We start from the raw sequence: 25,345 nt of genomic DNA on the forward strand, positions 1-25,345 counted from the left end.
GCCGTGGCCCCCCGCACTCCCTCGGTCTTGATCGCACGGTTGGCCTTTGCCGGGCTGGCCTCCCTGGTGGGCGCCTGCGCGCCCGTGCGCCCGCTGTCGCCGGCAGCCCTTCCGCAGGCGGCCGCTGGTGCCGAGGCCGCGCCCGCAGCCACCGCCTGTCCCCAGGACCTGGCGCCCATCGCGCGCTGCCTGTCGGGCCAGGACTCCGCGGGCGCCTACTACCTGATCGCCCTGCCGAACTCATGGAACGGCCACCTGGTGTTGCACGCCCACGGCGGCCCGGCATTGGGCGCGCCCAAGAGGGAACGGTCGGTGGAAGACCTGGAGCGCTGGTCCATCATGGTCCGTGCGGGCTATGCCTGGGCGGGCAGCACCTTCCGCCAGGGCGGCGTGGCGGTGCGCGCTGCGGCCGAGGACACCGAGCGCCTGCGCCAGATCTTCGTGCGCCATGTGGGCCAGCCCCAGCGCACCATCCTGCACGGCCAGTCGTGGGGCGCCAGCGTGGCGGCCAAGGGGGCCGAGATGTTCACCACCACCGCTGACGGCAGGCGCCCCTACGACGCCGTGCTGCTCACCAGCGGCGTGCTGGCGGGCGGCACGCGCTCGTACGACTTCCGCACCGACCTGCGAGTGGTCTACCAGTCCCTGTGCCACAACCATCCCCGGCCCGACGAGGCGCAGTACCCGCTGAACATCGGCCTGCCTGCCGATGCGGCGATGACCCCGGCGGACCTCGCCGCGCGCGTGAACGAATGCCTGGCGCTGAACCAGCCCGCGGCCGAGCGCACGCCGGAGCAGCAGCGCAAGGTCCAAACCATCGTGGACGTGATCCGCATCCCGGCCAGCTCCCTCCAGAGCCACCTGAACTGGGCCACCTTCCACTTCCGCGACGTGGTGCAGCACCGCACGGGGGGCGCCAGCCCGTTTGGCAACATGGGCGCGCAATACCGCGGCTCGCCCGACGACGCGGCGCTGAACGCCGGCGTGCTGCGCTACCGCGCCGACCCTGCGGCCGTGGCGCGCTTTGCCGAGGACACCGATCCCACGGGCCGCATCCCCGTGCCCGTGCTCACCGTGAAGGGGGTGGACGACCCCACGGCCTTTGTCGAGCTGGATGCGGCCTTCAAGCAGACCATGGAGCGCGGCGGCAGCGCAGCGCGCCTGGTGCAGACCTTCACCCGGCACGCCACGCACAGCTACCTGAGCGACCCGACCTACCCCACGCTGATGGCTGCGCTGCTGCGCTGGGTGGAGGCGGGCGAAAAGCCCACGCCCGAGGGCATTGCCCGTGCATGCCCGGCGTTCGAGGCCACGTTCGGCAAGGGCTGCGCCTTTGTGCCCGCGTATGTGCCCGCGCCCCTGGAAAGCCGGGTTGTGGAGCGCACGCGCCCGTAAGCGTCTGCGGCGCACCCCCAAAGCACAAAGGCCCCGCTCGAAAGCGGGGCCTTTGTGTTCTGATGCTACTATTTTGGTAGCTGCCAGCGCTTACTGGGTAAGCGCTGGAGCCTGATTTGGCTTGAATCCGCCGAGCGGCGAGGTTACTTCACCGTTTCCAGGGCGGCGTTCAGCGTCTTGCTGGGGCGCATCACGGCATCCAGCTTGGCCAGGTCGGGCATGTAGTAGCCGCCGATGTCGGCTGCATGGCCTTGCACGGCGTTCAGCTCGTCGACGATCTTCTGCTCGTTCTCGGTCAGCTGCTTGGCCAGGGGTGCGAACTTGGCGGCCAGTTCGGCATCCTCGGTCTGCGCTGCCAGCTCCTGGGCCCAGTACATGGCCAGGTAGAACTGGCTGCCGCGGTTGTCCAGCTGGCCGGTCTTGGGGCTGGGGTTCTTGTTGTTGTCCAGGAGCTTGCCCGTGGCGGCGTCCAGCGTCTTGGCCAGCAGCTTGGCGCGGGGGTTGTTGTTCTTCAGGCCCAGGTCTTCCAGCGACACGGCCAGCGCCAGGAACTCGCCCAGGCTGTCCCAGCGCAGGTGGTTTTCCTCCACCAGCTGCTGCACGTGCTTGGGCGCAGAGCCGCCGGCACCCGTTTCGTACATGCCGCCGCCGGCCATCAGCGGCACGATGGACAGCATCTTGGCCGAGGTGCCCAGCTCCATGATGGGGAACAGGTCGGTCAGGTAGTCGCGCAGGATGTTGCCGGTGGCGCTGATGGTGTCCAGGCCGCGGATCACGCGCTCCAGCGTGTAGCGCATGGCACGCACCTGGCTCATGATCTGGATGTCCAGGCCGGTGGTGTTGTGCTCGTGCAGGTACATCTTGACCTTGGTGATCAGCTGCGCTTCGTGCGGGCGGTACGAGTCGAGCCAGAACACCACGGGCATGCCGGAGTTGCGGGCGCGGTTCACGGCCAGCTTCACCCAGTCGCGGATGGCGGCGTCCTTCACCTGGCACATGCGCCAGATGTCGCCGGCTTCCACGTTTTGCGACAGCAGCACTTCGCCCGTGGCCAGGTCGGTGATGTTGGCCACGCCGTCTTCGGGGATCTCGAAGGTCTTGTCGTGGCTGCCGTATTCCTCGGCCTGCTGGGCCATCAGGCCCACGTTGGGCACCGTGCCCATGGTCTTGGGGTCGAACGCGCCGTGCCACTTGCAGAAGTTGATGATCTCCTGGTAGATGCGGGCGAAGGTCGACTCGGGCATCACGGCCTTCACGTCCTTCAGGCGGCCGTTGGCGTCCCACATCTTGCCGCCGTTGCGGATCATGGCGGGCATGGAGGCGTCCACGATGATGTCGTTGGGCGAGTGGAAGTTGGTGATGCCCTTGGCGGAATCGACCATGGCCAGCTCGGGGCGGTTCTCGTGGCAGGCGTGCAGGTCGCGCTTGATCTCGTCGCGCTGGCTTTGCGGCAGGGCCTCGATCTTGTTGTACAGGTCGACCATGCCGTTGTTCACGTTCACGCCCAGCTCTTCAAAGGTCTTGGCGTGCTTGGCGAACGCGTCCTTGTAGAAGATCTTCACGCAGTGGCCGAACACGATGGGGTGCGACACCTTCATCATCGTGGCCTTCACGTGCAGCGAGAACATCACGCCGGTCTTGCGCGCGTCTTCGATTTCCTTTTCGTAGAAGGCCAGCAGGGCCTTCTTGCTCATGAACATGCTGTCGATCACTTCGCGGTCGAGCAGGCTGACCTTGGGCTTCAGGATGATGGTCTTGCCGCTCTTGGTGATCAGCTCCATCTTCACGTCGCGGGCGCGGTCCAGCGTCATGGACTTTTCGCCGTGGTAGAAGTCGCCGGCGTGCATGTGCGAGACGTGCGAGCGCGAGGCCTGGCTCCACTCGGCCATGCTGTGCGGGTTCTTGCGCGCGTATTCCTTCACGGCCTTGGGCGCGCGGCGGTCGGAGTTGCCTTCGCGCAGCACGGGGTTCACGGCCGAGCCGATGCACTTGCCGTAGCGGGCCTTGATTTCCTTTTCCTTGTCGTCCTTGGGCTGGTCGGGGTAGTCCGGCAGCGCGTAGCCCTTGGCTTGCAGCTCGGCAATGGCGGCCTTGAGCTGCGAGACGGAGGCGGAGATGTTGGGCAGCTTGATGATGTTCACATCGGGCTGCAGCGTCTTCTTGCCCAGGTCGGCCAGGTTGTTGGGAACGCGCTGTTCCTCGGTCAGGTAGTCGGGGAACTCGCCCAGCACGCGGGCGGCCACCGAGATGTCGCTCTCCAGCACGCTGATGCCCGCCGGCGCCGCGAACGTGCGGACGATGGGCAGGAAGGAGGCCGTAGCGAGGCGCGGGGCCTCGTCGGTCAGGGTGTAGATGATGGATGGTTGCTGGGTCGTCATGGCTTGTCTCTCGAAACGGAGTAAGTAGATGCCCCGCCGGCGGCGCGCGCAACGGGTCAAATGCGGATGCTCGGTGATTCTCCTTGCTCAGGCCTGTCGGGCCCCCTCATTTTTGCAATCGAATCTCATAATGCAAAATTTTCATGGGCGGGAGGGACTTTTTTTCACCAAAAAGGTGGTAGCAGCCCGGCGCGCCAGTGCCGTTCAGCCCCCGGCCGGCACACGGACGACCTGGCCGGGCGTGACCGCGAACGGCTGCCAGTGACCGGGCAGTGCCACCGGCGACGCCCCCGTGAAGGCCCCGAACGCCGGCAGCACCAGTTGCCCGTCGCCCCAGCCAAAGCAGGGCGCGCTGAGCGCATCGCGCGCCCGGCCGCGCAGGCGCACCACCGGGTGCCAGTGCCCCGCCAGCACGGTGTGGCCCGCCACGGCCTGCGGGTGGTGGCCGGCCAGCACCGGGGCGCCCGGCAGGGGTGGCCACGGCTCGTCCGCCAGCGCCATGGCGAGCTGCGCCGGTGGATCGCCGGCGTGGCGGTCATGGTTGCCGCGCACCAGCGTCATCTGCACGGCGGCGTGGCGTTGGCGCCAGGGCAGCAGCTGCTGCCACAGCGGCTCTTGCGCACCGCCGCGCGCGTGCAGGAAGTCGCCCAGAAACACCAGGTGCTGTGCGTCCGTGGCGGCCAGCACCGCATCCAGCCGTGCCAGGTTGTCGGCCGTGGTGCCCTGCGGTACGGGCTGGCCCGCACGGCGAAATGCCGCCGCCTTGCCAAAGTGCACATCGGCCACGAACACCGTGTCTGCGCTTGGCCACCACACGGCGCGGTGGGGCAGCAGCCAGAGCAGGGTGCCGGAAGGCAGGGCGAGGGGGCAGGCGCCCGCGGGCGGTGTGTGCTTCGGGGACGTGGTGGTGAAGAAGTGGTCGAGCGCGTTCACCGGCGGCATTGTCGGGCGCGCTGACTCTGGAGGCTTCAAAACCCGTGTCGGCCGCGGGGGTGCCGCACGGGGCCGCGCTCGCCTGTGTCGCGCCGGGCACGCCGCCGTGGGTTGGGTTTGTCGGGCTCATCCCAGGCCAGGTCTGCAGCCTGGACGGCTGGCGGGGCCAGGTGGGTGCCGGTGGTTTTGTCCGCCGCCTGCTCCAGCGCCTGCACCATGCGGGCCAGGCGGTCGGCCAGGGTCTCGGTGCTCAGGCGCTCGCGAAAGCGCTCCACCATCAGCGGCAGCGCGAACGGGGTGGGGCGCTCGATGGCATGCACGGTCAGAGCCTTTGCTTGCATGCCGCGCAGGGTGCGGGCCAGGCGCTCCATGTCCAGCTCGTTGGCCAGCAGCTCGGCGCGGGCCTGGGCCAGCAGCAGGTTGTCGGGGTCGTACTGCGCGAACACGTCGTAGTACAGCGACGACGAGGCCTGCAGCTGCCGGCTGCTGCGCTGCTCGCCCGGGTGGCTCTGGAAGATCAGGCCCGCGATGCGCGCGATCTCGCGAAAGCGCCGGCGTGCCATCTCGGTGGCGTTCAGGCTGCTAAGCACCTCGTCTTCCAGCCCGCTGCCCACGGTGGTGGGCGTGCCCTCGCCGATCAGGCGCGGCAGCAGCGCGGCCCAGTCGATGGGCTTGGCCGACAGCAGCTCCAGCCCGTAGTCGTTGACGGCAATGGAAAACGTGTTGGCCACCTGCTGCGATGCGCGCCAAGCCAGCAGCCCGGCCAGCCCCAGGTGCACCAGGCGGCCGGCCAGCGGGTACAGGTACAGGTGCCAGCCCTCGCGCGTGTGCAGCGTCTCGGCCACCAGGCGGCCGGGCGTGGGCAGGGCCGACCAGGCGTGCTGCAGCTCCAGCAGCGGCCGGGCGCGGCGCATCTCGGGCGTCGCGTACACGCCGCGCTCGGCCTGCTCCAGCACCTCCAGCATGGCGTCGGCCAGGGTGTTGGACAGTGGCATGCGCCCGCCATTCCAGCGCGGCAGCGCGGCGCTGCCCTTGGGGGCCACGCGCACATAGGCTGTCATCTGCTGGGTGCGCACCAACTCCAGCAGGCGGCCCGCGAACATGAACACGTCGCCGGGCCTGAGGCGCGCGATGAAGCTCTCTTCCACCGAGCCCAGGCGCCCGCCGCTCACAAACTGCACCTGCATGCTGGCGTCGCTCACGATGGTGCCGATGTTGCTGCGGTGGCGGCGCGCCAGCCGCGCATCGGGCACGCGCCAGACGCCGTCTTCATCGGGCACCACCCGGTGGAAGTCCGGGTAGGTGGCCAGCGATGCCCCGCCCTGGCGCACGAACTGCAGCGCCCACTGCCAGTCGTTGTCGGCCAGTTGCGCATAGGCGGGTGCGCGCCGCACCTCGGCCCGCAGCGCATCGGGCACAAAGCCGCCGCCCAGCGCAATCGTCACCAGGTGCTGCACCAGCACATCCAGCGGCGCGCGCGGCGTGTGCCGGTCTTCCACGCGGCCCTGGGCCAGCGCGTGGCGCGCGGCCGCGGCCTCCACCAGCTCCAGGCTGTGCGTGGGCACCAGCGTGATGCTGGAGCTGCGCCCCGGCGCGTGGCCCGAGCGGCCCGCGCGCTGCAGCAGCCGCCCCACGCCCTTGGCTGAGCCGATCTGCAGCACCCGCTCCACCGGCAAGAAGTCCACGCCCAGGTCCAGGCTGGAGGTGCAGACCACGGCCTTGAGCTGCCCGGCCTTCAGCCCCTGTTCCACCCAGTCGCGCACCTCGTGCCCCAGCGAGCCGTGGTGCAGCGCCAGCACGCCCGCCCAGTCGGGCCGCGCTTCCAGCAGCGCTTGGTACCAGCGCTCCGCCTGCGAGCGCGTGTTGGTGAACACCAAGGTGGACGCCGCAGCTTCGATCGACTGCACCACCTGCGGCAGCAGGCTCAGCCCCATGTGGCCGGCCCAGGCAAAGCGCTCGGCGCGCGCGGGCAGCAGCACCTGCACCTGCAGCCGCTTGTCGATGCGGCCCTGCACCAGCGCGGGCGCCGGCCGTGCGGGCGCCTCGGGCACGGGCGTGGGCAGCAGCGTGGCCAAGGCTTCCTGCAGGTTGCCCAGCGTGGCCGACATGCCCCACACCTGCAGGGCCGGGTTCCAGCCCGACAGGCGCGCCAGCGCCAGCTGCGCCTGCACGCCGCGCTTGTTGCCCAGCAGCTCATGCCACTCGTCCACCACCACCAGGCGCACGCTGGCCAGGCGCTCGCGCGCATCGGCGCGGGCCAGCAGCAGGGACACGCTTTCGGGTGTGGTGACCAGCAGCGTGGGCAGGCGGCGGTCCTGCGCGGCGCGCTCGCCGCTGGCGGTGTCGCCTGTGCGCAGGCCGCTGGTCCAGCGGGGCGCCAGGCCGGGCAGCGGGGCTTGCAGCGCGCGCAGCGTGTCGGCGGCCAGGGCGCGCATGGGGGTGATCCACAGCACGGTGAGGGGCGGGGCAGCGGCGCGGTGGGCGCGCAGGGCTGCGGCTTCGACAAGCTCAGCCCGAACGGGCGGGGGTGGCGCTTGGTGCTCCCCGGCTTCGACGGGCTCAGCCCGAGCGGTCGGCGGCGCAGCCAGGTGCTGCAACGCGCCCAGCCACACGGCATAGGTCTTGCCCGCGCCGGTGGTGGCATGCAGCAGGCCCGAGCGGCCCTCGCCCAGGGCCTGCCACACCTCGCGCTGAAAGCCAAAGGGCTGCCAGCCGCGGGCGGCCATCCAGGCCTCGGCCGCGCCGGGCGCCGGGGCGGGGGAAGCCTGCTTGCGGGGGCGGCGCGCCGTGCTCATGGGGGGTGGTCCGGCAGCAGGGCGGCCAGGGTCTGCAGCGTGTCCGCCTCGGCCACGGGCTTGTCCTGGCGCCAGCGCAGCATGCGCGGAAACCGCACCGCAATGCCGCTCTTGTGGCGCGGGCTCTTCGCGATGCCTTCAAAGCCCAGCTCGAAGACCTGCGTGGCCTCCACGCTGCGCACAGGGCCAAAGGTCTCGCGCGTGGTCTTGCGAATGATGGCGTCCACCTGTGCGATCTCGGCGTCCGTCAGGCCCGAATACGCCTTGGCAAACGGCACGAGCTGGCGTTCCGGGTCGTCCGGCGGCCCGCTCCATACGGCAAAGGTGTAGTCGGTGTACAGGCTCGCGCGGCGGCCGTGGCCGCGCTGGGCGTAGATCAGCACGGCGTCCACGCTCATGGGGTCGATCTTCCACTTCCACCACACGCCCACGTCCTTGGTGCGGCCCACGCCGTAGTGCGCGTCGCGGTGCTTGAGCATGAAGCCCTCGGTGCCCATGGCGCGCGCGGCCTCGCGCTGGCGGGCCAGGTCCGGCCAGTCCGCGCCCTGCAGCAGGGGGCTCAGGCGCAGAGTGCGTTGGTCATCGGGGGCGATGGCGGCGGGGGCGGGCTGCAGCACCGCGTCCAGCAGCGCACGCCGCGCGTGCTGGGGCGTCTGGCGCAGATCCTGCCCCGCATGTTCCAGCAGGTCGTAGCAGACCAGCACCACGGGCAGCTCGCGCAGCAGCTTCGGCGTCAGCGTCTTGCGGCCCAGGCGCTTTTGCAGGTCGGCAAACGGGCGCGGGCCGGGTTCGTCAGGCAGCCACACCAGAATCTCGCCATCGACGACGGTGCCCTCCGGCCACTGCGCCAGCGCGGCCTCGGCGAGCTCGGGAAAGCGGTCGGTCACCAGCTCTTCGCCGCGCGACCACACCCAGGCCGCCCCGCCGCGCCGCACGATCTGCGCGCGGATGCCGTCCCACTTCCACTCCACCTGCCAGTCCTGCACCGCGCCCAGCAAAGCGGGCATGTCGGCCACGGGCTGGTTGAACGGATGCGCCAGGAAAAACGGGTAGGGGTGCCCGGCCGCGCTGTCGTCCGGCGCGCTGTCCTCCGCGCCCCCGGCAGGCGCCACCAGCGCCGCGTAGTCGCCGGCCTGCGGCTGCCGCCCGATCTGCGTGTAGCCCATCAGCCGGTGCGCAATGCGCTTGGCGTCCACGCCGCTCACAGCGGCCAGGGCCTGCGTCACCTGCAGGCGCGACACGCCCACGCGGAAGTTGCCGGTGATGAGCTTGAAGTACACAAAGCGCTGCTCCGCCGCCAGCATGCCCCACTGCGCGCGCAGCCGGGCGTCGGCCTCATCGGGCGGCAGGGCGCGCAGCGGCAGTAGCTGCGCCATCCACTCGGCCAGCGGCAGGTCTACCGCCTGCGTGGGCGGGGGCAGCAGCAGGGCCAGGGTCTCGGCCAGGTCGCCCACGGCCTCGTAGCTTTCGTCAAACAACCATTCGGGCAGGCCCGCGGCCTGCTGCGCCAGGGCCTTCAGGCGCTTGGTGGGCACCATCTGGCGCGGCTTGCCGCCCGCGAGGAAGTACACGGCCCAGGCCGCGTCGGCCGCTGGCGCCACGCGCAGATAGGCGACCAGCGCCGCCTGCTTGGCCGACTGCGCGGTGGTGGCGTCGAGCGCCTGGAAGAGGGCGGCGAACTGCTTCATGGCGCGGCCTCGGGCGCCGCGGCCGCGTCGTCCTCGTTGTCGTCGTCCGAGCCATATTCGGTGGCAAACACCTGGGCGTCCAGCCCCTGTTCGCACAGCCAGCGCACCATCACCGCCGTGCTGCCGTGGGTGACGATGACGCGCTCGGCCCCGGTGGCGCCAATGGCCTGCAGCAGGCCCGGCCAGTCGGCGTGGTCGCTCATCACAAAGCCCCGGTCCACGCCCCGGCGGCGGCGCGCGCCGCGCACCAGCATCCAGCCGCTGGCGAACGCGTCAGAGTGCTCGCCAAAGCGCTTGAGCCACGGCGTGCCAGCGGCCGAGGGCGGGGCGATCACCAGGGCGCGGCGCAGCAGGTCTTTGGTCACGCCAGGGTCCGTCACGCGCAGCGTGGGCGGCAGGGCGATGCCGGCCGCGCGGTACACGGCGTTCAGCGGCTCCACCGCGCCATGCACGACGATGGGCCCGATGCCGGCGTCCACCCCGTGCAGCAGGCGCTGGGCCTTGCCAAACGCGTAGGCAAACAGCACGCTGGCCCGTCCCGCCGCCGCGTTGGCGGCCCACCAGGCGTTGATGTCGGCAAACAGCGCGGGCTGCGCCGGCCAGCGGTAGATGGGCAGGCCGAAAGTGGATTCGGTGATGAAGGTGTGGCAGCGCACCGGCTCGAACGGCGGGCAGGTGCCATCGCGCTCCAGCTTGTAGTCGCCCGAGGCCACCCACACCTGGCCGCCGTGCTCGACGCGCACCTGGGCCGAGCCCAGCACATGCCCCGCCGGGTGCAGCGACAGCTTCACGCCCTGGTGGTCGATGGTTTCACCATACGCCAGCGTCTGCAGCGCAATGCCGGCGCCCAGCCGGTTGCGCAGCGTGCCCGCGCTGCCCTCGTGCGCCAGGTAGTGGGCCGAGCCCATGCGCGCGTGGTCGGAATGCGCGTGCGTGATCACGGCCCGCTCCACCGGCCGCCAGGGGTCGATGTAGAAGTCCCCGGGCGGGCAGTACAGGCCTTCGGGGCGGTGGACGATCAGGTCGCTGGGCATGGCGTGAAGGGGCCGGCGGTGCGTGCGGATTATGAATAAAAAACGGCTCCGGCGCTTTGCTGGCAAGCGCTGACAGCTATCAATAAAAGAGCAAACATCGAAAGCCCCGGTTGTGTTGTGGCCGAAACCCTTGCCATCATGGCGGCCCGTGAAACCGGGCTCTGCAGTCCAACGCCGCGTTTGGTGGTGCGCAGCAGGCCCACTCCGCCGGAGCCTGTGCCCATGAAAAAGCCCTCACTCCCGTCCCCGCAGCACAGCGCCGCGCGGCCGCTGCTGCGCCCCGTGCTCGGCGCGGTGGCCGCGGGGCTGGTCGCTGCGTTGCCCTGGGCCGGGTGGGCACAGCAGGGCGCGGCTGCGGCCGCTGTAGCGCGCACCAACGCCTTCAACGACCCCTTCGTGCAGGTCACCAACGCCCTGCCTGCGTGCCCCGTGCCCGAGGGGCCGCTGTACACCGCATCCGAGGTGCGCGAGCTGGCCCACGTGCGCGCGCAGCACGGCGGCAGCTGCTACCGCGTGGGCCGTTGCCGGCTGCCCAACTCGTACCTTTACGACGCCGAGATCATCCCGCGCGTGCAGCTGTACCTGCGCGAGGACGGGCGGTTTGGCGACACCAGCGTGTGGGTGCTGGGCGAGCGCCGGCTGGTCACGCTGATGGGCTGCGTGCAGTCGCCGGAGCAGGCCGAGGCGATGGAGAAGGCCGTGGGGCTGGTCGACGATGTGATGGGCGTGGTCAACCTGCTGCAGGTGGGCACGGCACGCGAAGGGGTGCGGTACCGCCTCGCAGTGCCTTAGCGCCCCGGCTGCAGCATGATGATCGCCATGCCGGCGAGCGCGACCAGCACGCCCGCCACATCCCATGCGGTGGGCCGAATGCCATCCACCACCCACAGCCACGCCAGCGCCACGCCGATGTAGACCCCGCCATAGGCCGCGTACACGCGGCCCGCGCCGGCCGTGTCGTGCAAGGTGAGCAGCCACGCAAACAGCGCCAGGCTCAGCGCTGCGGGCAGCAGCAGCCACAGGGGCTTGCCGTGCCGCAGATACAGCCAGGGCAGGTAGCACCCCACGATTTCGGCCACTGCGGTCGCAATGAACAGCAGCAAGGTCTTCATGCTGCGCGCGTGCCTTGCGGGGTGGATGCGGCGGCCGGGGCAGTGCCAGCCAGCCATTCGCGCAGCGCCAGTTCGCCCCGGGGTGTGAACTGGACCACGCGCGAGTCCCCGGCGCGGTGCGCCCACCCACCGTCGAATAGCCGCTGCAGCAACGCCGCGCCCAGTGCGCCGCCCAGGTGGTGACGCCGCTCGCTCCAGTCCAGGCAGGGGCGGCACAGCGCGCGCCGCTGGTGGGCGAGGGCGTTGGTGTCGATCCCCACCTGTTCAAACCACTGCGCGCCCGCATCGGTGACTGCCGCGCCCTGGGGCGTGGCCTGCAGCAGCCCTTGCCGCACTAGCGACTCGTAGAACTGCACGCCCACCTCGCCGGCCAGGTGGTCGTAGCACATGCGCGCGCGGCGCAGGGCCGGCTCGCGCGGGCTGGCGCGCAGGCGCACCGCACCGGCGCGGAAGGCCACGTTCATCAGCGATTCCAGCAGGGCCGCCACGTCGCGGTCGGCCAGGCGGAAGTAGCGGTGCCGGCCCTGGCTTTCCACGGCCACCAGGCCCGCGTCCGTCAGCTTGGCCAGGTGGGCGCTGATGGTCTGCTTGGTCACGCCGGCCACATCGGCCAGCTCGGTGGCGGTGAGGGCGCGGTCGGCCATCAGCGCGGTGAGGACTTCGGCGCGCGCGCTGTCGCCGATGAGCGCGGCAATGCGCGCGATGTGGGGGCCATCTTTCATGGTTCGATCTTGGGCGAACCATCGGTGCCCGTCAACAGCCTATCGTGAAGCCCTTGCCAACCCAAGAGCCTGTCCAAAAACTTCGGAACACCATGATCACCTGCTTTATCCGCTACGAAATCGACCCTTTCCAGCGCGAGTTGTTCGCCGAGTACGCGCGCCGCTGGGGCCAGATCATTCCCCGCTGCGGCGGCCACCTGCTGGGCTACTTCCTGCCGCACGAGGGCAGCAACTACGAGGCCTGGGGCCTGATCGGCTTTGACTCGCTGGCCGCCTACGAGGCCTACCGCGCCCGCCTGCGGGCCGACCCCGAGGGCCGCGCCAACTTTGCGATGGCCCAGGAAAAGCGCTTCATCCTGCGCGAGGAACGCACGTTCACGCAGGGCGTGCAGGGCACGCTGGGCCTGCCGGCGCACCCGCAGGAGGCAGGCGCATGATGGCCGTGATCTTCGAGGTCCAGCCCGCGCCGGGCCAGCGCGGCGCCTACCTGGACGCCGCCGCCGCGCTGCGGCCGATGCTGGAGCAGATCGACGGATTCATCGCCATCGAGCGGTTCGAGAGCCTCAGCGTTCCCGGCAAGCTGCTGTCGCTGTCCTTCTGGCGCGATGAGGCCGCCGTGGCGCGCTGGCGCCAGCAGGAGGCGCACCGCGCCACCCAAAGCGCGGGCCGGGCCGGCATCTTTGACGACTACCGCCTGCGCGTGGCCGCCGTGGTGCGCGACTACGGCCTGCATGAGCGGGCGCAAGCGCCGGCGGATTCGCGCGCCGTGCATGGGTAGCCGGCTGAGCTGGGCCGACGGCCCGTGCGCAAGCAGGGTCCCCGCACAGAGGCTGCGGCGGTGACCTCAATCCAGCCGCTGCACGGACTCCAGCGCGCGCCGTTTGCGTTCCTCCAGCGCCTGTGCCAGTTCTGCCCAACGACCCCCGTGCTGCGCACCCGCGATGAGCGCACTTCCAATCGCCATGCCGACCATGGACAGGAAACCCAGCACGATCCATGCGATGAGCGACTCCAGCGGCCGGAAGTCGCCCGCCTTCCACGCTAGATCGCCCCGGTGCCACATGATCGCGCCAAGCCAGAGCGGCGTTGCCAGGAAGATCCAGCCAAAAATCTGGGCGGGCACGGGCGCGGCTTTGCCGATCACTGTGGCGAGGGTGGGGAGCGATACGGAGATGATCAGCAGGATCGCAACCGCCCTGGGCAGAACGGCCCAGATGATGGCGCTGAAGAGCAGCGTTCCGGCGATCAGTGCCACCAGCTTGGCGCCATAGCCATCGTTGTCGTCCTCGGTGCCTTCCCACAGCGCCGCCGCTGCCGGCACCGGTTCCGTGCGCCGGGCCACAAGCACCGCTGCGGCGACCTCGCGCGCGATGTCGGTCAAATCCTGACCGGCCAGGCGTCGCTCGATTTCCTCCGTCTCCATCGACTGGTACAAGGCCTCCAACGAGCGCTTCTTCCTGCTGTCCATGGTTCCTCCCTCTGTGAGTTGCGCGTGGCGGCCATCGTGGGTGTGGGGCGAACGCATGCGCAGTGCACTCTGCAAGACACGTCCGCGCAAGGCGCACCGCCGCAGCAAAGACGCTGGCGCGCCTGCGCTACGGCCCACTGCCCAGCCCCGTGACGTCTGCGCATCGCTCGTGCAGGACCCTCGCTTCGGCTTCGCAGGTCGCAGCAGCAAGAATACCGCCCGGGCGCTCAAGCGGCGAGGGCCTGGATTGGCTCCCGCAACGTGGGCATGAGAAAAATCAACGCTCTGGCGTCTGCCTACCGCGGCAGCTTCAGCGCCACCACCTCCATGCACACGCGGTAACGCTGGCTGATGCCGTAGCGCACGGGCTCAAAGCCGCATTCGGCCAGCAGCGCATACAGCCGCTCGCGGTCGAAGTTATGGTAGTGCTCGATCTCGCCCCAGTACGGGTTGGCGTTCGCGGCGTCCAGCGCCTTCCACACGGTCGAACCCCGGTTGGGCATGGAAACCAGCAGCACGCCCCCGGGCTGCAGCAGCCGGTGGGCGGCGCCCAGGCCGACCTTGGGGAACGGCATGTGCTCCAGCACATCCGCCATGCTGACCACGCTGGCAGGCCGGGGCAGTTCGAGTTGCGCCACGTCCTGGCAGTGCGCGCTGACGCCCCATTTGCGCAGCTCGTCCACCGTCTGCTGGCGCAGGTCCAGCCCCACCGGCTCAAACCCGTATTCCTGCGCCGTGAACAGCAGCGACGCGTTGCCAAAGCCCACATCCACCCAGGTGCCGTGGCTCTGGTAGGGCAGCACCTTCTCGATCATCTGCGCCGACACATAGCGCTGGCGCTCCAGGTCGTAGCCCACCACCTGCGATTCGTTGGTCCCGCGAAACACCACCTTCAGCGCCGCATCGGTGTAGTAGCCGCTGCGAAACACATGGCCGCAGGCCGCGCAGCGGCTCCAGTGCATCGTGCGCGACAGCTCCGGGCTGTAGCGGGGGTGGTGCGAGCAGTCCGCGCTGCACAGCGGCGCCAGGGCCTGGCTGGCGCACAAGGGGCAGGCCTGGTAGTCGATCAACTCGCCCGGCAAGGGCGACGCAGGCGCGGCGGCCGGGGCCGGCGGGCGGGCCACCTGCGTGGCGCTGGTGGCAAAGGAGTACTTGATCATGGTCCCATCCTCAAAAACGCCTGCCGCACATCACCGCAGTGCGTGACCGCACGCCACCGCGGCCTTCTCGCATCGCGCACCGCCCCGCTCACACGGCAAGCCAGCCGCGAAATCCCCGGGCCGCGTAGTACGACGATGCCCCGTTGTGGTACACGAACACCCTGCCGTAGCGGCGGTCGCCAAACAGCGCGCCGCCCAGTGCCCGAACGTCGCCGGGCGTCTGCACCCAGCTCGACGTCTTGGTATCGAATTCGCCCAGCGCCTGCAGGGCGCGGTAGCGCGCTTCCGTCAGCAGCTCCACGCCCATGTCCGCCGCCATGGCCACCGCGCTGCCCTGCGGCTTGTGCTCCTTGCGCGCGTCCAGCGCCTGCGCGTCGTAACACAGGCTGCGGCGGCCGCCCGGGCTTTCGCGGGAGCAATCGCAAAAGTGGATCTCCGCCGTGCCGTCGGCACGCCCCACCACATCGGGTTCTCCCCCGGTGGCCTCCATGGCGTGCAGCGACTGCAGCGCATCGGGCTTGCCCTCCAGCCGCGCCAGCACTTCCGCCCAGGCAATGCCCGGGTGGCGCTGCATGTGTGCGTCGAATCGCGCCTTCAGCACGGCCAGCAGTTCGTGGCGTTCGGGTGCCTTCATGGGGTGCAACCTGCGGGAATGGTGTTGCGGGATACCCGCATTCGCGGGGCGTGCCTGATGCGTCGTTTCGGCTTGCGGGGCGCTCAAGGCGCCGGCCTACAGCGCAAAAATCTTCCCCGGATTCAGGATGTTCTTCGGGTCCAGCGCGCGCTTGATGGCGCGCATCATGTCCACCGCGCCGGTGCCGGTCTCGTCCAGCAGGAAACCCATCTTGTGCACGCCCACGCCGTGTTCGCCGGTGCAGGTGCCGCCCATGCTGAGGGCGCGGGCGACCAGGGTGTGGTTCAGGGTTTCGGCCTGGGTGCGTTCTTCGGCGCTGTGGGGGTCGATGAGGTAGCCAAAGTGGAAGTTGCCGTCGCCCACATGGCCGACGAGGAAGTAGGGGATGCCGCTGGCTTCGACTTCGTCCACCGATTCGAGCAGGCAGTCGGCCAGGCGGCTGATGGGCACGCAGGTGTCGGTGCTGATGGCGCGGCAGCCGGGGCGGCTTTGCACGGCGGCAAAGTAGGCGTTGTGCCGCGCGGTCCACAGGCGGGTGCGCTCCTCGGGGGTGCTGGCCCACTCAAAGGCCTGGCCGCCAAATTCGCTGGCAAGGTCCTGCACCATCTCGGCCTGTTCCTTCACGCTGGCGGGCGAACCGTGGAACTCCATCAGCAGCATGGGTTCCTCGCGCAGATTGAGCTTGCTGTGCGCATTCACCATCCGCACGGTGTGGCGGTCGATCAACTCCACGCGCGCAATCGGCACGCCGATCTGGATGGTCTGGATCACGGTGCGCACGGCCGCCTCGATGCTCGGGAAGGAGCAGATGGCGGCGCTCACGGCCTCGGGCAGCGGGTACAGGCGCACGGTGATCTCGGTCATGATGCCCAGCGTGCCTTCGCTGCCCACCAGCAGGCGGGTGAGGTCGTAGCCCGCGCTGCTTTTCTTGGCGCGGGTGCCGGTGCGGATGACCTCGCCGCTGGCCGTCACCACCTCCAGCGCCAGCACGTTCTCGCGCATGGTGCCGTAGCGCACGGCGTTGGTGCCGCTGGCGCGCGTGGCGGCCATGCCGCCGATGCTGGCGTCGGCGCCCGGGTCGATGGGGAAGAACAGGCCGGTGTCCTTGATGGCGTCGTTCAACTGCTTGCGCGTGATGCCGGGCTGCACGGTCACCGTCAGGTCTTCGGCATTGATGCTGAGCACCCGGTTCATGCGGCTCACGTCGATGCTGATGCCGCCCTGCACGGCCAGCAGGTGGCCCTCCAGCGACGAGCCGGCGCCGTACGGGATCACGGGCACTTCGTACTGGCTGGCGAGCTTGACCAGGTCGGCCACGTCCTGCGTGCTTTCGGCAAACACCACAGCGCTGGGCGGCGGGGCCTGCAGCGAGCCTTCGTCGCGCCCGTGCTGCTCGCGCACGGCCTGGGCCAGCGAGCACTGCGCGCCAAAGCGGGCCTGCAGCGCATCGATCAGGGCCTGGGGCACGTCGCGCAGCTGGATTTCAGGCAGCAGGTGGGCGGCAGCGGTGGGGGCGTTCATGGTGGGTGTCTCCGGTGAGGGCGGTCAATGAGAAGCATTCTAGGTTCGGCCCGCGGGCAGCTCGGGGTGATCCACCTTGGGCCCGCTGAGGGGTGCGGGTATTCACGGGCTTGCTGGTCAGCATCCGCCTAAATACATTACGTTTGAAATGTATATTGTGAAAGCGCCATGAACCACCGTGTTTCCCCCAAGGCCGGGGCGCGCCGCACCCATGCCGAGCGCAGCGCCGCCACGCGCCAGCACCTGATTGCCACGGCCATCGACGTGATCCAGCGCCGCAGCCTGGAGGAGATGTCCATCCACGAGCTGGCCAAGTCGGCGGGCATGACCTCCGGAGCGGTGCAGCACCACTTTGCGTCCAAGGCGGTGCTGATGATGAACGTGCTGAGCGAGCTGATCGAGTCCACCGTGCGCTCGGGCGAGCTGTGGCCCAGCCCCGCGCTGCCGGCGCGCGAGCGGGCTGCGAAATTTGTGCAGGCGGTGTGGAGCCTGGTGTATGCGCAGCCGCGCTTCATCGTGGCGTGGAACATCTACCTGGGCTGCCGCAATCAGCCGGAGGTGCTGGGCCACATCGCCGAGCTGCGCCGGAGCGTGCAGGCGCGCATGCACGACGGCTTCTTCAACGCCTTCCCTGAGCTGGCGGCCATGCCCGACCGTGACGGCCTGCTGGGCCTGGTGCTGTCGTCGCTGCGCGGCCTGGGCCTGCTGCAGCTCTTTGCACCCGCACCGCCCACCGTGCCCGATGCTGCCCAGGAGGCACAACTGGACTGCTTGGCCGACTGGATTGCCGCCCGGTGCGAAGCCTCTGCTACGCCTACAAAGGCGCACACACGCCGCCGCTGACGCCCTTCTTTGTCTGCCCGTGGGGTGCGCGGCATCTCCCGCCTGCACGTTACTCAACCCGAGCGCCCCTCGCATAAAACACCAACAGGAGACACACCATGACCTCAGCCTCTACGCGCGCTCCGCGCCTCCTCGCGCTCGCCGCGCTGGCCTGCGCTGCTGGCAGCGCCCAGGCGCAGCAGCCTGCGGCCTACCCGGCCAAACCCATCCAGCTCATCGCGCAGCAGCCGCCCGGCAGCGGCTCGGACGCGATGACCCGCGTGTGGGCCGACTGCGCTGCGCGTGAACTGGGCCAGCCCGTGGTGGTGCAGAACAAGCCCGGGGCCAACGGCATCCTGGCCGTCAACTACCTCAAGGCCCAGCCTGCAGATGGCTACAACCTGCTGAGCATCGGCATGTCGCAGATGAGCATCACGCCCTACGTCTACAAGCAGCAGCCCTATGACCCGCTGCGCGACTTCGACGGCGTGGCCGTGCTGGGCACGTCGCCGCTGGTGCTGGCGGTGCCCGCGGGGCAGGGCATTGCCACCCTGGCGGACCTGCAGAAGCTGGCCCGGTCCACGCCCGGCGGCATCAACTTCGGCTCGCCGGGCCGGGGCAGCCCCGCCCACCTGCTGACCTCGGCGCTCATCGAGCGGCTGGGCGTGCCGGGCACCCATGTGCCCTTTGTGGGCGAGGGCGCGGGGCTCACCGCCCTCATGGGCCAGCAGATCCATGCGATGACACTGGTCATCGGCACAGCCGCTGCGCAGGTCAAGGCCGGCAAGCTGGTGCCGCTGGCTCTGTTTGGCACCCAGCGCTCGGCGTTGCTGCCCGAGGTGCCCACCATTGCCGAGGCGCTGCCCAGCGCCAGCGACCTGGCGCGCCCCGCGTGGATTGCCGTGGTCGCCAAGGCCGGCACGCCGCCCGAGCTGCTGAACCGGCTCAACGCCGCCACCGAAAAATGCCGCACGGGCGACGCGCACTACAAGTCCCGACTGGAGGCCATGAACGTCACGCTCACGCCGTCGGTGCCGGGCGACGCGCGCACCTGGGCGGCGCGTGATGCGGCCGTCTGGCGCCCGCTGATCGACAAGCTGGGCCTGGCGACGGAATGACGGGCGGAACAGCGGTACCCACCGTCACGCTGCCGCATGGTGGGCAACTGCAGGGCGTGTGGGACCAGGGCGTGCGGGTGTTTCGCGGCGTGCGGTATGCCCAGGCGCCGCACGGTGCGCTGCGCTTTGCGGCGCCCGTGCCGGTGCTGCCCTGGTCCGGCCTGCGGGATGCCACGGCCTTTGCGCCCATGGCGCCGCAGCTGGCCCGCACCGCGCGCGCGGATGCGCCCCCGCTGGGCGCCGCGGACTGCCTGGCCGCCAACGTGTGGGCACCGCCCGCCGGGCCTGGCGCGGGTCTGCCCGTCATGGTGTGGGTGCATGGCGGCGGCTTCTTTCGCGGGGCGGCCAGCGAGCCGCTGTACGACGGGGCCGCGTTTGCGCTGCAGGGCGTGGTGTTCGTGTCGCTGCAGTACCGGCTGGGCATCGACGGCTTTCTGCATTTCGAGGGTGAGGAGCACGCCGCGCCGGCCAACCGGGGGCTGCTGGACCTGCTGGCCGGGCTGCAGTGGGTGCGCGACCACGTCGCGGCCTGGGGCGGCGACCCGGCCCGCATCACCGTGTTCGGCCAGTCGGCCGGGGCGGGCGCGCTGGCTTGCCTGCTGGGCCTGCCCGCTGCGCGCGGGCTGGTGCAGCGCGCCATCCTGCAAAGCCCCAGCGTGGCCTGCCAGACCTTGCAGGAGGCCGCCGCTGCGCGGCACGCCGTGGCCGCACTGGCGGGCGTGGAGCCCAGCCTCGCGGCGCTGGGCGCCGCGCCGCAGTCAGCGGTGCTGCACGCGGTGCACCGGCTGGCGTCCGACCCCGCCCTGCGGCTGCAGCACGGGCTGGGCGGGCGCAACTTCTTCCCCCTGCGGCCGGTCGTGGACGGGCAGGTGCTGGCCGCACCGCCGCTGCAGGCGCTCGCGCAGCAGTGGGCCGCCCAACCGCCGGACCTGCAGGTGCTGGCGGGGTGCAACGCCGACGAGATGCGCCTGTACCACGTGCCCGGCGGCGCCATCGACCGCGTGACCGAAGCGCAGGTGGAATCCTTCGCGCACGAAGTGGGCTTGCAAGGCAGCGCCGTCGAGGCCTTGCGCGGCATGCTGCCGCCCGCGCAGCGCACGCCCGGCGAGGTGCTGTGCGCGCTCCAGTCCGATTACTACTACCGCGTGCCCGCCCAGCGCATCGCCGCGCTGGCCCAGCGCTGGGCCCGCAGCGCGCATGGCTACGAGTTCGCCTGGCCATCCCCCCAGTGGCGCGGGCGGCTGGGTGCGGCGCACGGGGTGGAGTTGCCGTTCGTGTTGGGCAACCTCCACACCACGGCGGGGCAGGAACTCACCGGAGCCACGCCGCCCGCGGCGCTGTCGCAGGCCATGCAACTGGCCTGGGTGGCGTTTGCCCGCGGCGGAGACCCCGGCTGGGCGCCGTATGGGGCTGCGCCGCCAGCGGTTCAGCATTTTGGTGACACGGGCCTGTACGCGCCGCACCCGCAGCCCGCGCGCTTTCAGCTCTGGGACGGCCTTCTCTGACGCGTGCCACGCCGGGGTAGCAGCCGCGCGATGCGCTCGCTACACTGCCCGGGCAGTGTTTGCTGCACATCCAAGAGAGGGGGATTGCCATGGCTTCAGCCAGTGTGGGAGATTGTCTGTCCGGTGCCTGGGGCACCTTCAAGAAAAACGTCCTCACCCACGTGGTGTGCACCTTGCTGGTGATGGTGGTGGCCGGCATCAGTGCCGGCCTGCTGGCCGGGCCCATGGTGGTGGGCTACATGCGCATGATCGAGCGCGAGGCGCGCGGCGAGGCGGTGCAGATCGGCGACGTGTTCCGGGGCTTTGACGATTTCGTGCCCGCCTTTGTGGCCGGCCTCATCAGCTCGCTGGTCGTGTCGCTGGGCTTCATGCTGTGCTTCATTCCGGGCCTGCTGGTCATGGCGCTGCCGCCCGTGGCCCTGTACCTGGTGGCGCGCGGCGAGCGCGACGGGGTGGCGGCTTTCAGCCAGGCCTGGAGCATCGTGACGAAGAACCTGGGCTCGGCCTTGGTCTGCTCGCTGGTGCTGGGCATCGTGGGGTCGCTGGGTTTTCTGTTGTGCTGGGTGGGCGCGCTGCTGACGCTGCCGCTGTCCACCATCGGCTCGTACTACATGGCACGCCAGCTGGTGGGCGATGAACCCGTCGCACTTCCCCCGCTCTGACGACGTTCGCGCTGGCGCGGCAACCGCCGGGCCACCGCTGCAGCGGGCTGATCGTGCGCTGCGGCTGGCGCTGGGCCTGGGCGTGCCGCTGGCCATGGCGGCCACGCCGTGGTGGCTGCGCCAGGCGGGTGGAGACCGGGGCTGGGGCTGCGGGTTCCGGGCGCTGACGGGCCTGCCCTGCCCGCTGTGCGGCGGCACGCACGCCTGCGCGGCGCTGGTGCAGGGGGACGTGGCGGGCGCGTGGGCGGCCAACCCGGGGGCGCTGGTGCTGCTGGTGTGGCTGCTGCTGGCCGCCAGCCAGGCAGGGGCCGAGGGCCTCGGTGGCCGCCGCCGCGCGGCACGCTGGCCCGGGTGGCACCCGGCGGTGCTGGCGGTGGTCGGGGGCGGGCTGCTGGTGTCCTGGCTGGCGCGCCTGGCCGGGCTGGCATAGCGCGGCGCTGCGGCGCCGGGTTGCCGCGCGCCCCACGCCAAAGGGCCCGCTGCTCGCGGGCCGTGGGCCGCGGACCCCAATGGCCCGCTGGCGGCTTCCATTCCAACGGCACTCCCGGGCTGCAGCGCGCGGGGGTGGGCGGGGCGTCAGCTCAAAAGACCTTTCTCGAATTCGGTGGGCGACAGCGATCCGTTGCGGTCGGTGTCCAGTTCCTTGAAACGCTGGCTGATGGCGGGTAGCTGCGTGGCTTCCTGCTCGCTGAGCTTTCCGTCCTTGTCGGCGTCTGCGCGGTTGAAGGCGTTGGTGGCGGCGCGCGACGGGTTGCCGGTGCCCGGGCCGTAGGAGTAGGGCGCGTCCGACCCTTGCGCTGCGGGGCTTTTGCTGCCACCGCTGGCGGCGCCTTGCGCCTGGGCTTGCAGTGCCCCGGCGCCACCCAGCGCCAGGGCGGCGAAGAGCATCACGCTGCGGCTGTCAAACGAGGAAATGCGTCGTTGCTGTGCTTTCATGGAAGCGGGGCTCCTTTGAAGTTGAACAGGCGTTCATTGCACTGCAGCAGTGGCCGCAAGACCAGCACTCTTGCCGGCTGTTGCGCACGCCAACAAATGCCAGCGCCATGTAACCGCAGGCGCCGCTTGTGTAGAGCAATGCTGCAAATCTGTACCCCAACGTAAGTCTGCACGGGCAGGGTGCGCAGGCGCGGCGGCGGCACGCCGGCTGGCCCCCGGACGACCGGCACCGCGGCGGATGTCCTACAGCCCGGGGCCTGCGCGGCTCCAACAATGGGTGTTCAGCCTTCCGCTTCGGGAGGTTTTTTCATCCATTTTTTGGTTGTCGTTCTTCGTGAACTGAAACGGAAAGGAGCCTTTTATGAACAAGCAAACCGCCCTGGCCGCGCTGGCCGCTCTCGCCTGCACCGCCGCCCTGGCCCAGGCACCCGCCGGCAACGCGTCGCGCCCGCCGTCGGAGGTCAGCCCCACCGCGTCGGGCGGGCCCGCCGCCGCCAATGCGCAAAACCGCGTGGACCAGCGTGCCGCGAACAACTCGGCAGCCCCCATGGACCCGGCCAAGGGTGACGGCCGCGGTGCCCCGGTGGCCGAGATCAACCCCAGCGCCTCGGGCGGCAAGGCCGCTGCCAAGGCCGATGCCCGGGTGAACGCCAGGCTGATGGACAGCAACGGCGACGGCATGGTGTCGCGCCAGGAATGGGACACCTACCACGCCAACGCGTGGAACAGCATGAAGCCCGGCGCCGCCGGCGTGTCCACGGCGGACCTGGACAAGTACAACCGCAACCCCTCGATGGTTCACTAAACAGCAAGCCCTGTGGCAGGGCCCACCGCCCGCCGCAGCCCCGCCGTGCACCCACCGCCGGCGGGGCTTTTTTCCGGGGGGCTGGACGACAATGGCGCCCTTCCATCTCGCAAGCAGACCATGGGCAACCGACTCACACAGATCGCCACGCGCACGGGCGACGCCGGCACCACCGGCCTGGGCAACAACCAGCGCGTATCCAAGAACAGCCTGCGCATCCACGCGCTGGGCGACGTGGACGAGTTGAACTCGCACATCGGCCTGCTGCTGTGCGAGCGGCTGCCCGACGGTGTGCGCGCGCTGCTGGTCGAAATCCAGCACCAGCTGTTCAACCTGGGAGGCGAGCTGTCCATCCCCGGCTATGAGCTGCTCAAGCCCGAAGCCGTCCTGGCCCTGGACGAGGCGCTGGCCCAGCACAACGCCGCGCTGCCGCGGCTGCAGGAGTTCATCCTGCCCGCCGGCACCCGCGCCGCCGCGCAGGCCCATGTCTGCCGCACCGTCGCCCGCCGCGCCGAGCGCGCCGTGGTGGCCCTGGGCAACGAAGAGGCGCTGAACGACGCCCCACGCCAGTACCTCAACCGCCTCTCCGACCTGATGTTCGTCCTCGCCCGCGTGCTCAACCGCATGGACGGCGGCGACGACGTGTACTGGAAAAGCGAGCGCCTGGCGCAGCAGGATGCTACTGAATAGATAGCTGCTAGCGCTTATCCAGCAAGCGCTGGAGGGCGATTTGGCTTGGGGTTTTGCCGTGCCCTGGCTTCAACAGGCTCAGCCCGAACGGATGGGGAGGGGGGCTCCTCTTGCGTTGGGCTGGCAACCATCGGCCACGTTGCCCCCGCCTTTGGCGCAGGGCGCGGGCCAGACCAGGGCAGCCAAGCAAGGGCCGCCCCGCAGCGAGGGCTGCGTCCCCCTTCCCGAATCGCGCCAGCGATTCGAGAGAAGGGGGAAGGCACGAAGTGCCTCAGGGGGATGCCCCCTACCTCGGCGCCAGGATCGCCATCGTCAGCCGCGACACGCACGTCAGCTCCCCGGCTTCGTTGTGCAGGTCGATGTGCCAGACGTGCGTGGTGCGCCCGATGTGCACCGGCCGGGCCGTGCCCGTCACCCAGCCGCTGGTGGCCGAGCGCAGGTGGTTGGCGTTGATGTCCAGGCCCACGGCGCGGTAGCCCTCGGGCAGGGCGTAGTAGGCGCCGGTGGAGCCCATCGATTCGGCCAGCACCACGCTGACCCCGCCGTGCAGCAGGCCGAACGGCTGGATGGTGCGATGGTCCACGGGCACCCGGGCCCGCAGGAAATCGTCGCCCACCTCGGTGAACTCAATGCCAAGGTGCTCGACGGCGGTGTTGCGGTTGGCGGCCTTCAGCAGGGCCAGGTCGATGGGTTTTTTCCAGAGGGGCATGGTGGTGGTGTCGGTCGCAACGGAGGAAACCGGCCATTGTGCCGCCGCCCGGCGGGGCGGTCAGCCCACCATGCGACCGTTGGCGCCCAGCACGCCCAGGTCCAGGAAGCGCGACCCTACGTAGGGAGCGCCGCCGGCATAGTCGATGAGCAGGCCGCCCAGGTCGTTGCCGCGGATGCCGGCCAGCGCGTTGCGCAGCTTGGCGCGCGTGAGGTCGCGGCCGGCGCGCTCCAGGCCTTCGGTGAGCACGCGGGCGTTCACGTAGCCCTCGAAACTGCGCGCCGAGAACTCCTGGAAGCCTGCCGCCTTCATGGCCCGCTGGTAGTCGCGCACCAGCGCCACGCTGGTGCGTCCGGCGTCGGGCAGCACCATCGACAGGGCAATGCCGGCCGCCTTGCCGCCCAGCTGGCGCAGGTTGTCCCCGGACAGGGCCACGCTGGTGGCGGCCAGCGGCGTGCTGGGCGACACCTTCTTGAACTCGTTCACCAGCGCCGCCGAGACATCGCCGGCCGTGCCCAGCAGCACCGCCATGGGCTTGGCGGCGACCGCCTGGCGCACCACGTCGGCCACCTGCGCGCCCTGGTTGTCGAGCTTGAACGCCTTGGGCGCCTGCAGGCTGGCCGCCTTGAGCGCGGCGTTCACGTCGGCCAGGAACTCGCGGCCGAAGGCCGTGTCCTGGTACACGATGGCCAGGTCGGTGATGCCCATGGCCACCAGCTTCTGCGCCAGGCGCTGCGCCTCGTCGGAATAGCTGGCGCGCACGTGGAACACCGAGCGGTACTCCGCCTTGCGCAGCGAATTGGCGCCGCTCTGGGGTGCCACGTAGGGGATCTGCGCCTCGTCCACCAGGGGCAGGATGCGCTGGTTGTTGGCCGTGCCCATGCAGGAGATCAGGGCCACCACGCTGCCGTCGGCAATCAGCTTGCGGGCGTTGTCTTCCGACCGGGCGGCGTCGTACCCGTCGTCCAGGGCCAGCAGCTTCAGCTCGCGGCCATGGACGCCGCGCGCGTTGGCCTGGGCAATGCCCGCGTCCAGCCCTTGCTTGAGCTCCTTGCCCAGGCTGGCCAGCGCGCCCGACAGGCCAAGCGAGCAGCCGATGCTCACGGTCTTGGCGTCCATCGGGTCCTGCACGCCCACGGCGCGGGAGGCATTGGCAAGCAGCAGGCCGGCGCTGGCGGCCACAAGGGATTGGGTGAACTGGCGTCGTTGCATGGTGGAACAGAAAAAAGCGGGCAGACAAAAAACAACCAGCCCCGTC

Annotated in this window: 25 protein-coding genes; 11 read left to right on the forward strand and 14 right to left on the reverse strand. The window is 70.3% G+C overall.

All coding sequences use genetic code 11. The features are described 5' to 3' along the window. Positions 1-3 precede the first annotated feature (3 nt). On the forward strand, positions 4-1,395 hold the full coding sequence (locus tag LWW96_RS07260) for a hypothetical protein (RefSeq protein ID WP_291485464.1): 1,392 nt from the start codon (positions 4-6) through the stop codon (positions 1,393-1,395). A gap of 143 nt (positions 1,396-1,538) precedes the next feature. On the opposite strand, the gene LWW96_RS07265 is transcribed toward LWW96_RS07260, so the two are convergent. The 5 genes from LWW96_RS07265 to LWW96_RS07285 form a co-directional block, all read right to left on the reverse strand. Further along, entirely contained in the window at positions 1,539-3,773 is a 2,235-nt protein-coding gene (locus LWW96_RS07265; protein ID WP_291485466.1) for an NADP-dependent isocitrate dehydrogenase, read from the reverse strand. Positions 3,774-3,977: 204 nt separating this feature from the next. Next, entirely contained in the window at positions 3,978-4,706 is a 729-nt protein-coding gene (gene pdeM, locus LWW96_RS07270) for a ligase-associated DNA damage response endonuclease PdeM (RefSeq protein ID WP_291485468.1), read from the reverse strand. A 35-nt stretch (positions 4,707-4,741) separates the two neighbouring features. After that, the gene (locus LWW96_RS07275; protein WP_291485470.1) at positions 4,742-7,501 is read right to left on the reverse strand and encodes a ligase-associated DNA damage response DEXH box helicase; all 2,760 of its coding nucleotides are present in this window, start codon (positions 7,499-7,501) and stop codon (positions 4,742-4,744) included. After that, positions 7,498-9,189: an ATP-dependent DNA ligase gene (locus LWW96_RS07280; protein ID WP_291485472.1), complete on the reverse strand. Its 1,692-nt coding sequence runs from the start codon at positions 9,187-9,189 to the stop codon at positions 7,498-7,500. Before LWW96_RS07280 ends, LWW96_RS07275 begins: the two co-directional genes overlap by 4 nt. Further along, on the reverse strand, positions 9,186-10,223 hold the full coding sequence (locus LWW96_RS07285; RefSeq protein ID WP_291485474.1) for a ligase-associated DNA damage response exonuclease: 1,038 nt from the start codon (positions 10,221-10,223) through the stop codon (positions 9,186-9,188). Before LWW96_RS07285 ends, LWW96_RS07280 begins: the two co-directional genes overlap by 4 nt. Before the next feature lie 222 nt (positions 10,224-10,445). Between LWW96_RS07285 and LWW96_RS07290 the strand changes: the two genes are divergently transcribed. After that, a complete protein-coding gene (locus tag LWW96_RS07290) occupies positions 10,446-11,015 on the forward strand; it encodes a BON domain-containing protein (RefSeq protein WP_291485476.1) in 570 nt (189 codons plus the stop codon). Here the strand turns inward: LWW96_RS07290 and LWW96_RS07295 are convergent. Beyond that, a complete protein-coding gene (locus LWW96_RS07295) occupies positions 11,012-11,335 on the reverse strand; it encodes a YnfA family protein (RefSeq protein WP_291485478.1) in 324 nt (107 codons plus the stop codon). The genes LWW96_RS07290 and LWW96_RS07295 overlap by 4 nt on opposite strands. Continuing rightward, entirely contained in the window at positions 11,332-12,057 is a 726-nt protein-coding gene (locus tag LWW96_RS07300) for a winged helix-turn-helix domain-containing protein (RefSeq protein WP_291485480.1), read from the reverse strand. Before LWW96_RS07300 ends, LWW96_RS07295 begins: the two co-directional genes overlap by 4 nt. 92 nt (positions 12,058-12,149) lie before the next feature. On the opposite strand from LWW96_RS07300, the gene LWW96_RS07305 reads away from it, so the two are divergent. Both LWW96_RS07305 and LWW96_RS07310 read left to right on the forward strand, forming a co-directional pair. After that, a complete protein-coding gene (locus tag LWW96_RS07305; RefSeq protein WP_291485482.1) occupies positions 12,150-12,494 on the forward strand; it encodes an NIPSNAP family protein in 345 nt (114 codons plus the stop codon). After that, entirely contained in the window at positions 12,491-12,835 is a 345-nt protein-coding gene (locus LWW96_RS07310; protein WP_291485484.1) for an antibiotic biosynthesis monooxygenase, read from the forward strand. Before LWW96_RS07305 ends, LWW96_RS07310 begins: the two co-directional genes overlap by 4 nt. Positions 12,836-12,901: 66 nt before the next feature. Here the strand turns inward: LWW96_RS07310 and LWW96_RS07315 are convergent, their stop codons facing one another. The 4 genes from LWW96_RS07315 to LWW96_RS07330 all read right to left on the reverse strand — a co-directional run bounded on the left by LWW96_RS07315 (position 12,902) and on the right by LWW96_RS07330 (position 16,840). Then, positions 12,902-13,525, reverse strand: coding sequence for a hypothetical protein (locus tag LWW96_RS07315; RefSeq protein ID WP_291485486.1), 624 nt, complete (start codon positions 13,523-13,525; stop codon positions 12,902-12,904). Positions 13,526-13,821: 296 nt separating this feature from the next. After that, positions 13,822-14,685 (reverse strand): class I SAM-dependent methyltransferase, encoded by an 864-nt coding sequence (locus LWW96_RS07320; protein ID WP_291485489.1) that lies wholly within the window; start codon positions 14,683-14,685, stop codon positions 13,822-13,824. Positions 14,686-14,773: 88 nt separating this feature from the next. Continuing rightward, positions 14,774-15,319, reverse strand: coding sequence for a DUF4256 domain-containing protein (locus LWW96_RS07325; protein WP_291485491.1), 546 nt, complete (start codon positions 15,317-15,319; stop codon positions 14,774-14,776). A gap of 96 nt (positions 15,320-15,415) precedes the next feature. Then, the gene (locus LWW96_RS07330; protein WP_291485493.1) at positions 15,416-16,840 is read right to left on the reverse strand and encodes an FAD-linked oxidase C-terminal domain-containing protein; all 1,425 of its coding nucleotides are present in this window, start codon (positions 16,838-16,840) and stop codon (positions 15,416-15,418) included. 168 nt (positions 16,841-17,008) lie between these two features. Here LWW96_RS07330 and LWW96_RS07335 point away from each other — a divergent pair, with 168 nt between their 5' ends. The 5 genes from LWW96_RS07335 to LWW96_RS07355 all read left to right on the forward strand — a co-directional run bounded on the left by LWW96_RS07335 (position 17,009) and on the right by LWW96_RS07355 (position 21,377). Next, positions 17,009-17,683 (forward strand): TetR family transcriptional regulator, encoded by a 675-nt coding sequence (locus LWW96_RS07335; protein ID WP_291485495.1) that lies wholly within the window; start codon positions 17,009-17,011, stop codon positions 17,681-17,683. A gap of 98 nt (positions 17,684-17,781) precedes the next feature. Further along, entirely contained in the window at positions 17,782-18,780 is a 999-nt protein-coding gene (locus tag LWW96_RS07340) for a tripartite tricarboxylate transporter substrate binding protein (protein ID WP_291485497.1), read from the forward strand. Continuing rightward, positions 18,777-20,285 (forward strand): carboxylesterase family protein, encoded by a 1,509-nt coding sequence (locus LWW96_RS07345; protein WP_291485498.1) that lies wholly within the window; start codon positions 18,777-18,779, stop codon positions 20,283-20,285. The genes LWW96_RS07340 and LWW96_RS07345 overlap by 4 nt, the downstream gene beginning before the upstream one ends. 89 nt (positions 20,286-20,374) lie before the next feature. Then, on the forward strand, positions 20,375-20,947 hold the full coding sequence (locus LWW96_RS07350) for a hypothetical protein (RefSeq protein WP_291485500.1): 573 nt from the start codon (positions 20,375-20,377) through the stop codon (positions 20,945-20,947). Further along, the gene (locus LWW96_RS07355; RefSeq protein WP_291485502.1) at positions 20,919-21,377 is read left to right on the forward strand and encodes a DUF2752 domain-containing protein; all 459 of its coding nucleotides are present in this window, start codon (positions 20,919-20,921) and stop codon (positions 21,375-21,377) included. The genes LWW96_RS07350 and LWW96_RS07355 overlap by 29 nt, the downstream gene beginning before the upstream one ends. A 146-nt stretch (positions 21,378-21,523) precedes the next feature. Here LWW96_RS07355 and LWW96_RS07360 read toward each other — a convergent pair whose 3' ends face one another. Then, complete coding sequence (locus LWW96_RS07360; protein WP_291485504.1) at positions 21,524-21,883, reverse strand: EF-hand domain-containing protein; 360 nt, start codon at positions 21,881-21,883, stop codon at positions 21,524-21,526. Positions 21,884-22,244: 361 nt separating this feature from the next. Here LWW96_RS07360 and LWW96_RS07365 point away from each other — a divergent pair, with 361 nt between their 5' ends. Continuing rightward, positions 22,245-22,688: a hypothetical protein gene (locus tag LWW96_RS07365; RefSeq protein WP_291485506.1), complete on the forward strand. Its 444-nt coding sequence runs from the start codon at positions 22,245-22,247 to the stop codon at positions 22,686-22,688. A 120-nt stretch (positions 22,689-22,808) separates the two neighbouring features. Further along, positions 22,809-23,378, forward strand: a complete 570-nt coding sequence (locus LWW96_RS07370) for a cob(I)yrinic acid a,c-diamide adenosyltransferase (RefSeq protein WP_291485508.1) — start codon at positions 22,809-22,811, stop codon at positions 23,376-23,378. Between the two features lie 286 nt (positions 23,379-23,664). Here LWW96_RS07370 and LWW96_RS07375 read toward each other — a convergent pair whose 3' ends face one another. Then, positions 23,665-24,087: a hotdog fold thioesterase gene (locus tag LWW96_RS07375; RefSeq protein ID WP_291485509.1), complete on the reverse strand. Its 423-nt coding sequence runs from the start codon at positions 24,085-24,087 to the stop codon at positions 23,665-23,667. Between the two features lie 60 nt (positions 24,088-24,147). Beyond that, entirely contained in the window at positions 24,148-25,299 is a 1,152-nt protein-coding gene (locus tag LWW96_RS07380) for an ABC transporter substrate-binding protein (protein WP_291485510.1), read from the reverse strand. Positions 25,300-25,345 lie beyond the last annotated feature (46 nt).

Origin of the sequence: Acidovorax sp. (assembly GCF_021287135.1) — a bacterium.
GTDB lineage: Bacteria > Pseudomonadota > Gammaproteobacteria > Burkholderiales > Burkholderiaceae_C > Acidovorax.

What these genes read in the sequence shown, in the direction of transcription:
- LWW96_RS07265 (WP_291485466.1), bottom strand. Translation starts at nt 3,773, where the DNA reads ATGACGACCCAGCAACCATCCATCATCTACACCCTGACCGACGAGGCC.
- LWW96_RS07275 (WP_291485470.1), bottom strand. Translation starts at nt 7,501, where the DNA reads ATGAGCACGGCGCGCCGCCCCCGCAAGCAGGCTTCCCCCGCCCCGGCG.
- LWW96_RS07280 (WP_291485472.1), bottom strand. Translation starts at nt 9,189, where the DNA reads ATGAAGCAGTTCGCCGCCCTCTTCCAGGCGCTCGACGCCACCACCGCG.
- LWW96_RS07285 (WP_291485474.1), bottom strand. Translation starts at nt 10,223, where the DNA reads ATGCCCAGCGACCTGATCGTCCACCGCCCCGAAGGCCTGTACTGCCCG.
- LWW96_RS07290 (WP_291485476.1), top strand. Translation starts at nt 10,446, where the DNA reads ATGAAAAAGCCCTCACTCCCGTCCCCGCAGCACAGCGCCGCGCGGCCG.
- LWW96_RS07295 (WP_291485478.1), bottom strand. Translation starts at nt 11,335, where the DNA reads ATGAAGACCTTGCTGCTGTTCATTGCGACCGCAGTGGCCGAAATCGTG.
- LWW96_RS07300 (WP_291485480.1), bottom strand. Translation starts at nt 12,057, where the DNA reads ATGAAAGATGGCCCCCACATCGCGCGCATTGCCGCGCTCATCGGCGAC.
- LWW96_RS07305 (WP_291485482.1), top strand. Translation starts at nt 12,150, where the DNA reads ATGATCACCTGCTTTATCCGCTACGAAATCGACCCTTTCCAGCGCGAG.
- LWW96_RS07310 (WP_291485484.1), top strand. Translation starts at nt 12,491, where the DNA reads ATGATGGCCGTGATCTTCGAGGTCCAGCCCGCGCCGGGCCAGCGCGGC.
- LWW96_RS07315 (WP_291485486.1), bottom strand. Translation starts at nt 13,525, where the DNA reads ATGGACAGCAGGAAGAAGCGCTCGTTGGAGGCCTTGTACCAGTCGATG.
- LWW96_RS07320 (WP_291485489.1), bottom strand. Translation starts at nt 14,685, where the DNA reads ATGATCAAGTACTCCTTTGCCACCAGCGCCACGCAGGTGGCCCGCCCG.
- LWW96_RS07325 (WP_291485491.1), bottom strand. Translation starts at nt 15,319, where the DNA reads ATGAAGGCACCCGAACGCCACGAACTGCTGGCCGTGCTGAAGGCGCGA.
- LWW96_RS07330 (WP_291485493.1), bottom strand. Translation starts at nt 16,840, where the DNA reads ATGAACGCCCCCACCGCTGCCGCCCACCTGCTGCCTGAAATCCAGCTG.
- LWW96_RS07335 (WP_291485495.1), top strand. Translation starts at nt 17,009, where the DNA reads ATGAACCACCGTGTTTCCCCCAAGGCCGGGGCGCGCCGCACCCATGCC.
- LWW96_RS07340 (WP_291485497.1), top strand. Translation starts at nt 17,782, where the DNA reads ATGACCTCAGCCTCTACGCGCGCTCCGCGCCTCCTCGCGCTCGCCGCG.
- LWW96_RS07345 (WP_291485498.1), top strand. Translation starts at nt 18,777, where the DNA reads ATGACGGGCGGAACAGCGGTACCCACCGTCACGCTGCCGCATGGTGGG.
- LWW96_RS07350 (WP_291485500.1), top strand. Translation starts at nt 20,375, where the DNA reads ATGGCTTCAGCCAGTGTGGGAGATTGTCTGTCCGGTGCCTGGGGCACC.
- LWW96_RS07355 (WP_291485502.1), top strand. Translation starts at nt 20,919, where the DNA reads ATGAACCCGTCGCACTTCCCCCGCTCTGACGACGTTCGCGCTGGCGCG.
- LWW96_RS07360 (WP_291485504.1), bottom strand. Translation starts at nt 21,883, where the DNA reads ATGAAAGCACAGCAACGACGCATTTCCTCGTTTGACAGCCGCAGCGTG.
- LWW96_RS07365 (WP_291485506.1), top strand. Translation starts at nt 22,245, where the DNA reads ATGAACAAGCAAACCGCCCTGGCCGCGCTGGCCGCTCTCGCCTGCACC.
- LWW96_RS07370 (WP_291485508.1), top strand. Translation starts at nt 22,809, where the DNA reads ATGGGCAACCGACTCACACAGATCGCCACGCGCACGGGCGACGCCGGC.
- LWW96_RS07375 (WP_291485509.1), bottom strand. Translation starts at nt 24,087, where the DNA reads ATGCCCCTCTGGAAAAAACCCATCGACCTGGCCCTGCTGAAGGCCGCC.
- LWW96_RS07380 (WP_291485510.1), bottom strand. Translation starts at nt 25,299, where the DNA reads ATGCAACGACGCCAGTTCACCCAATCCCTTGTGGCCGCCAGCGCCGGC.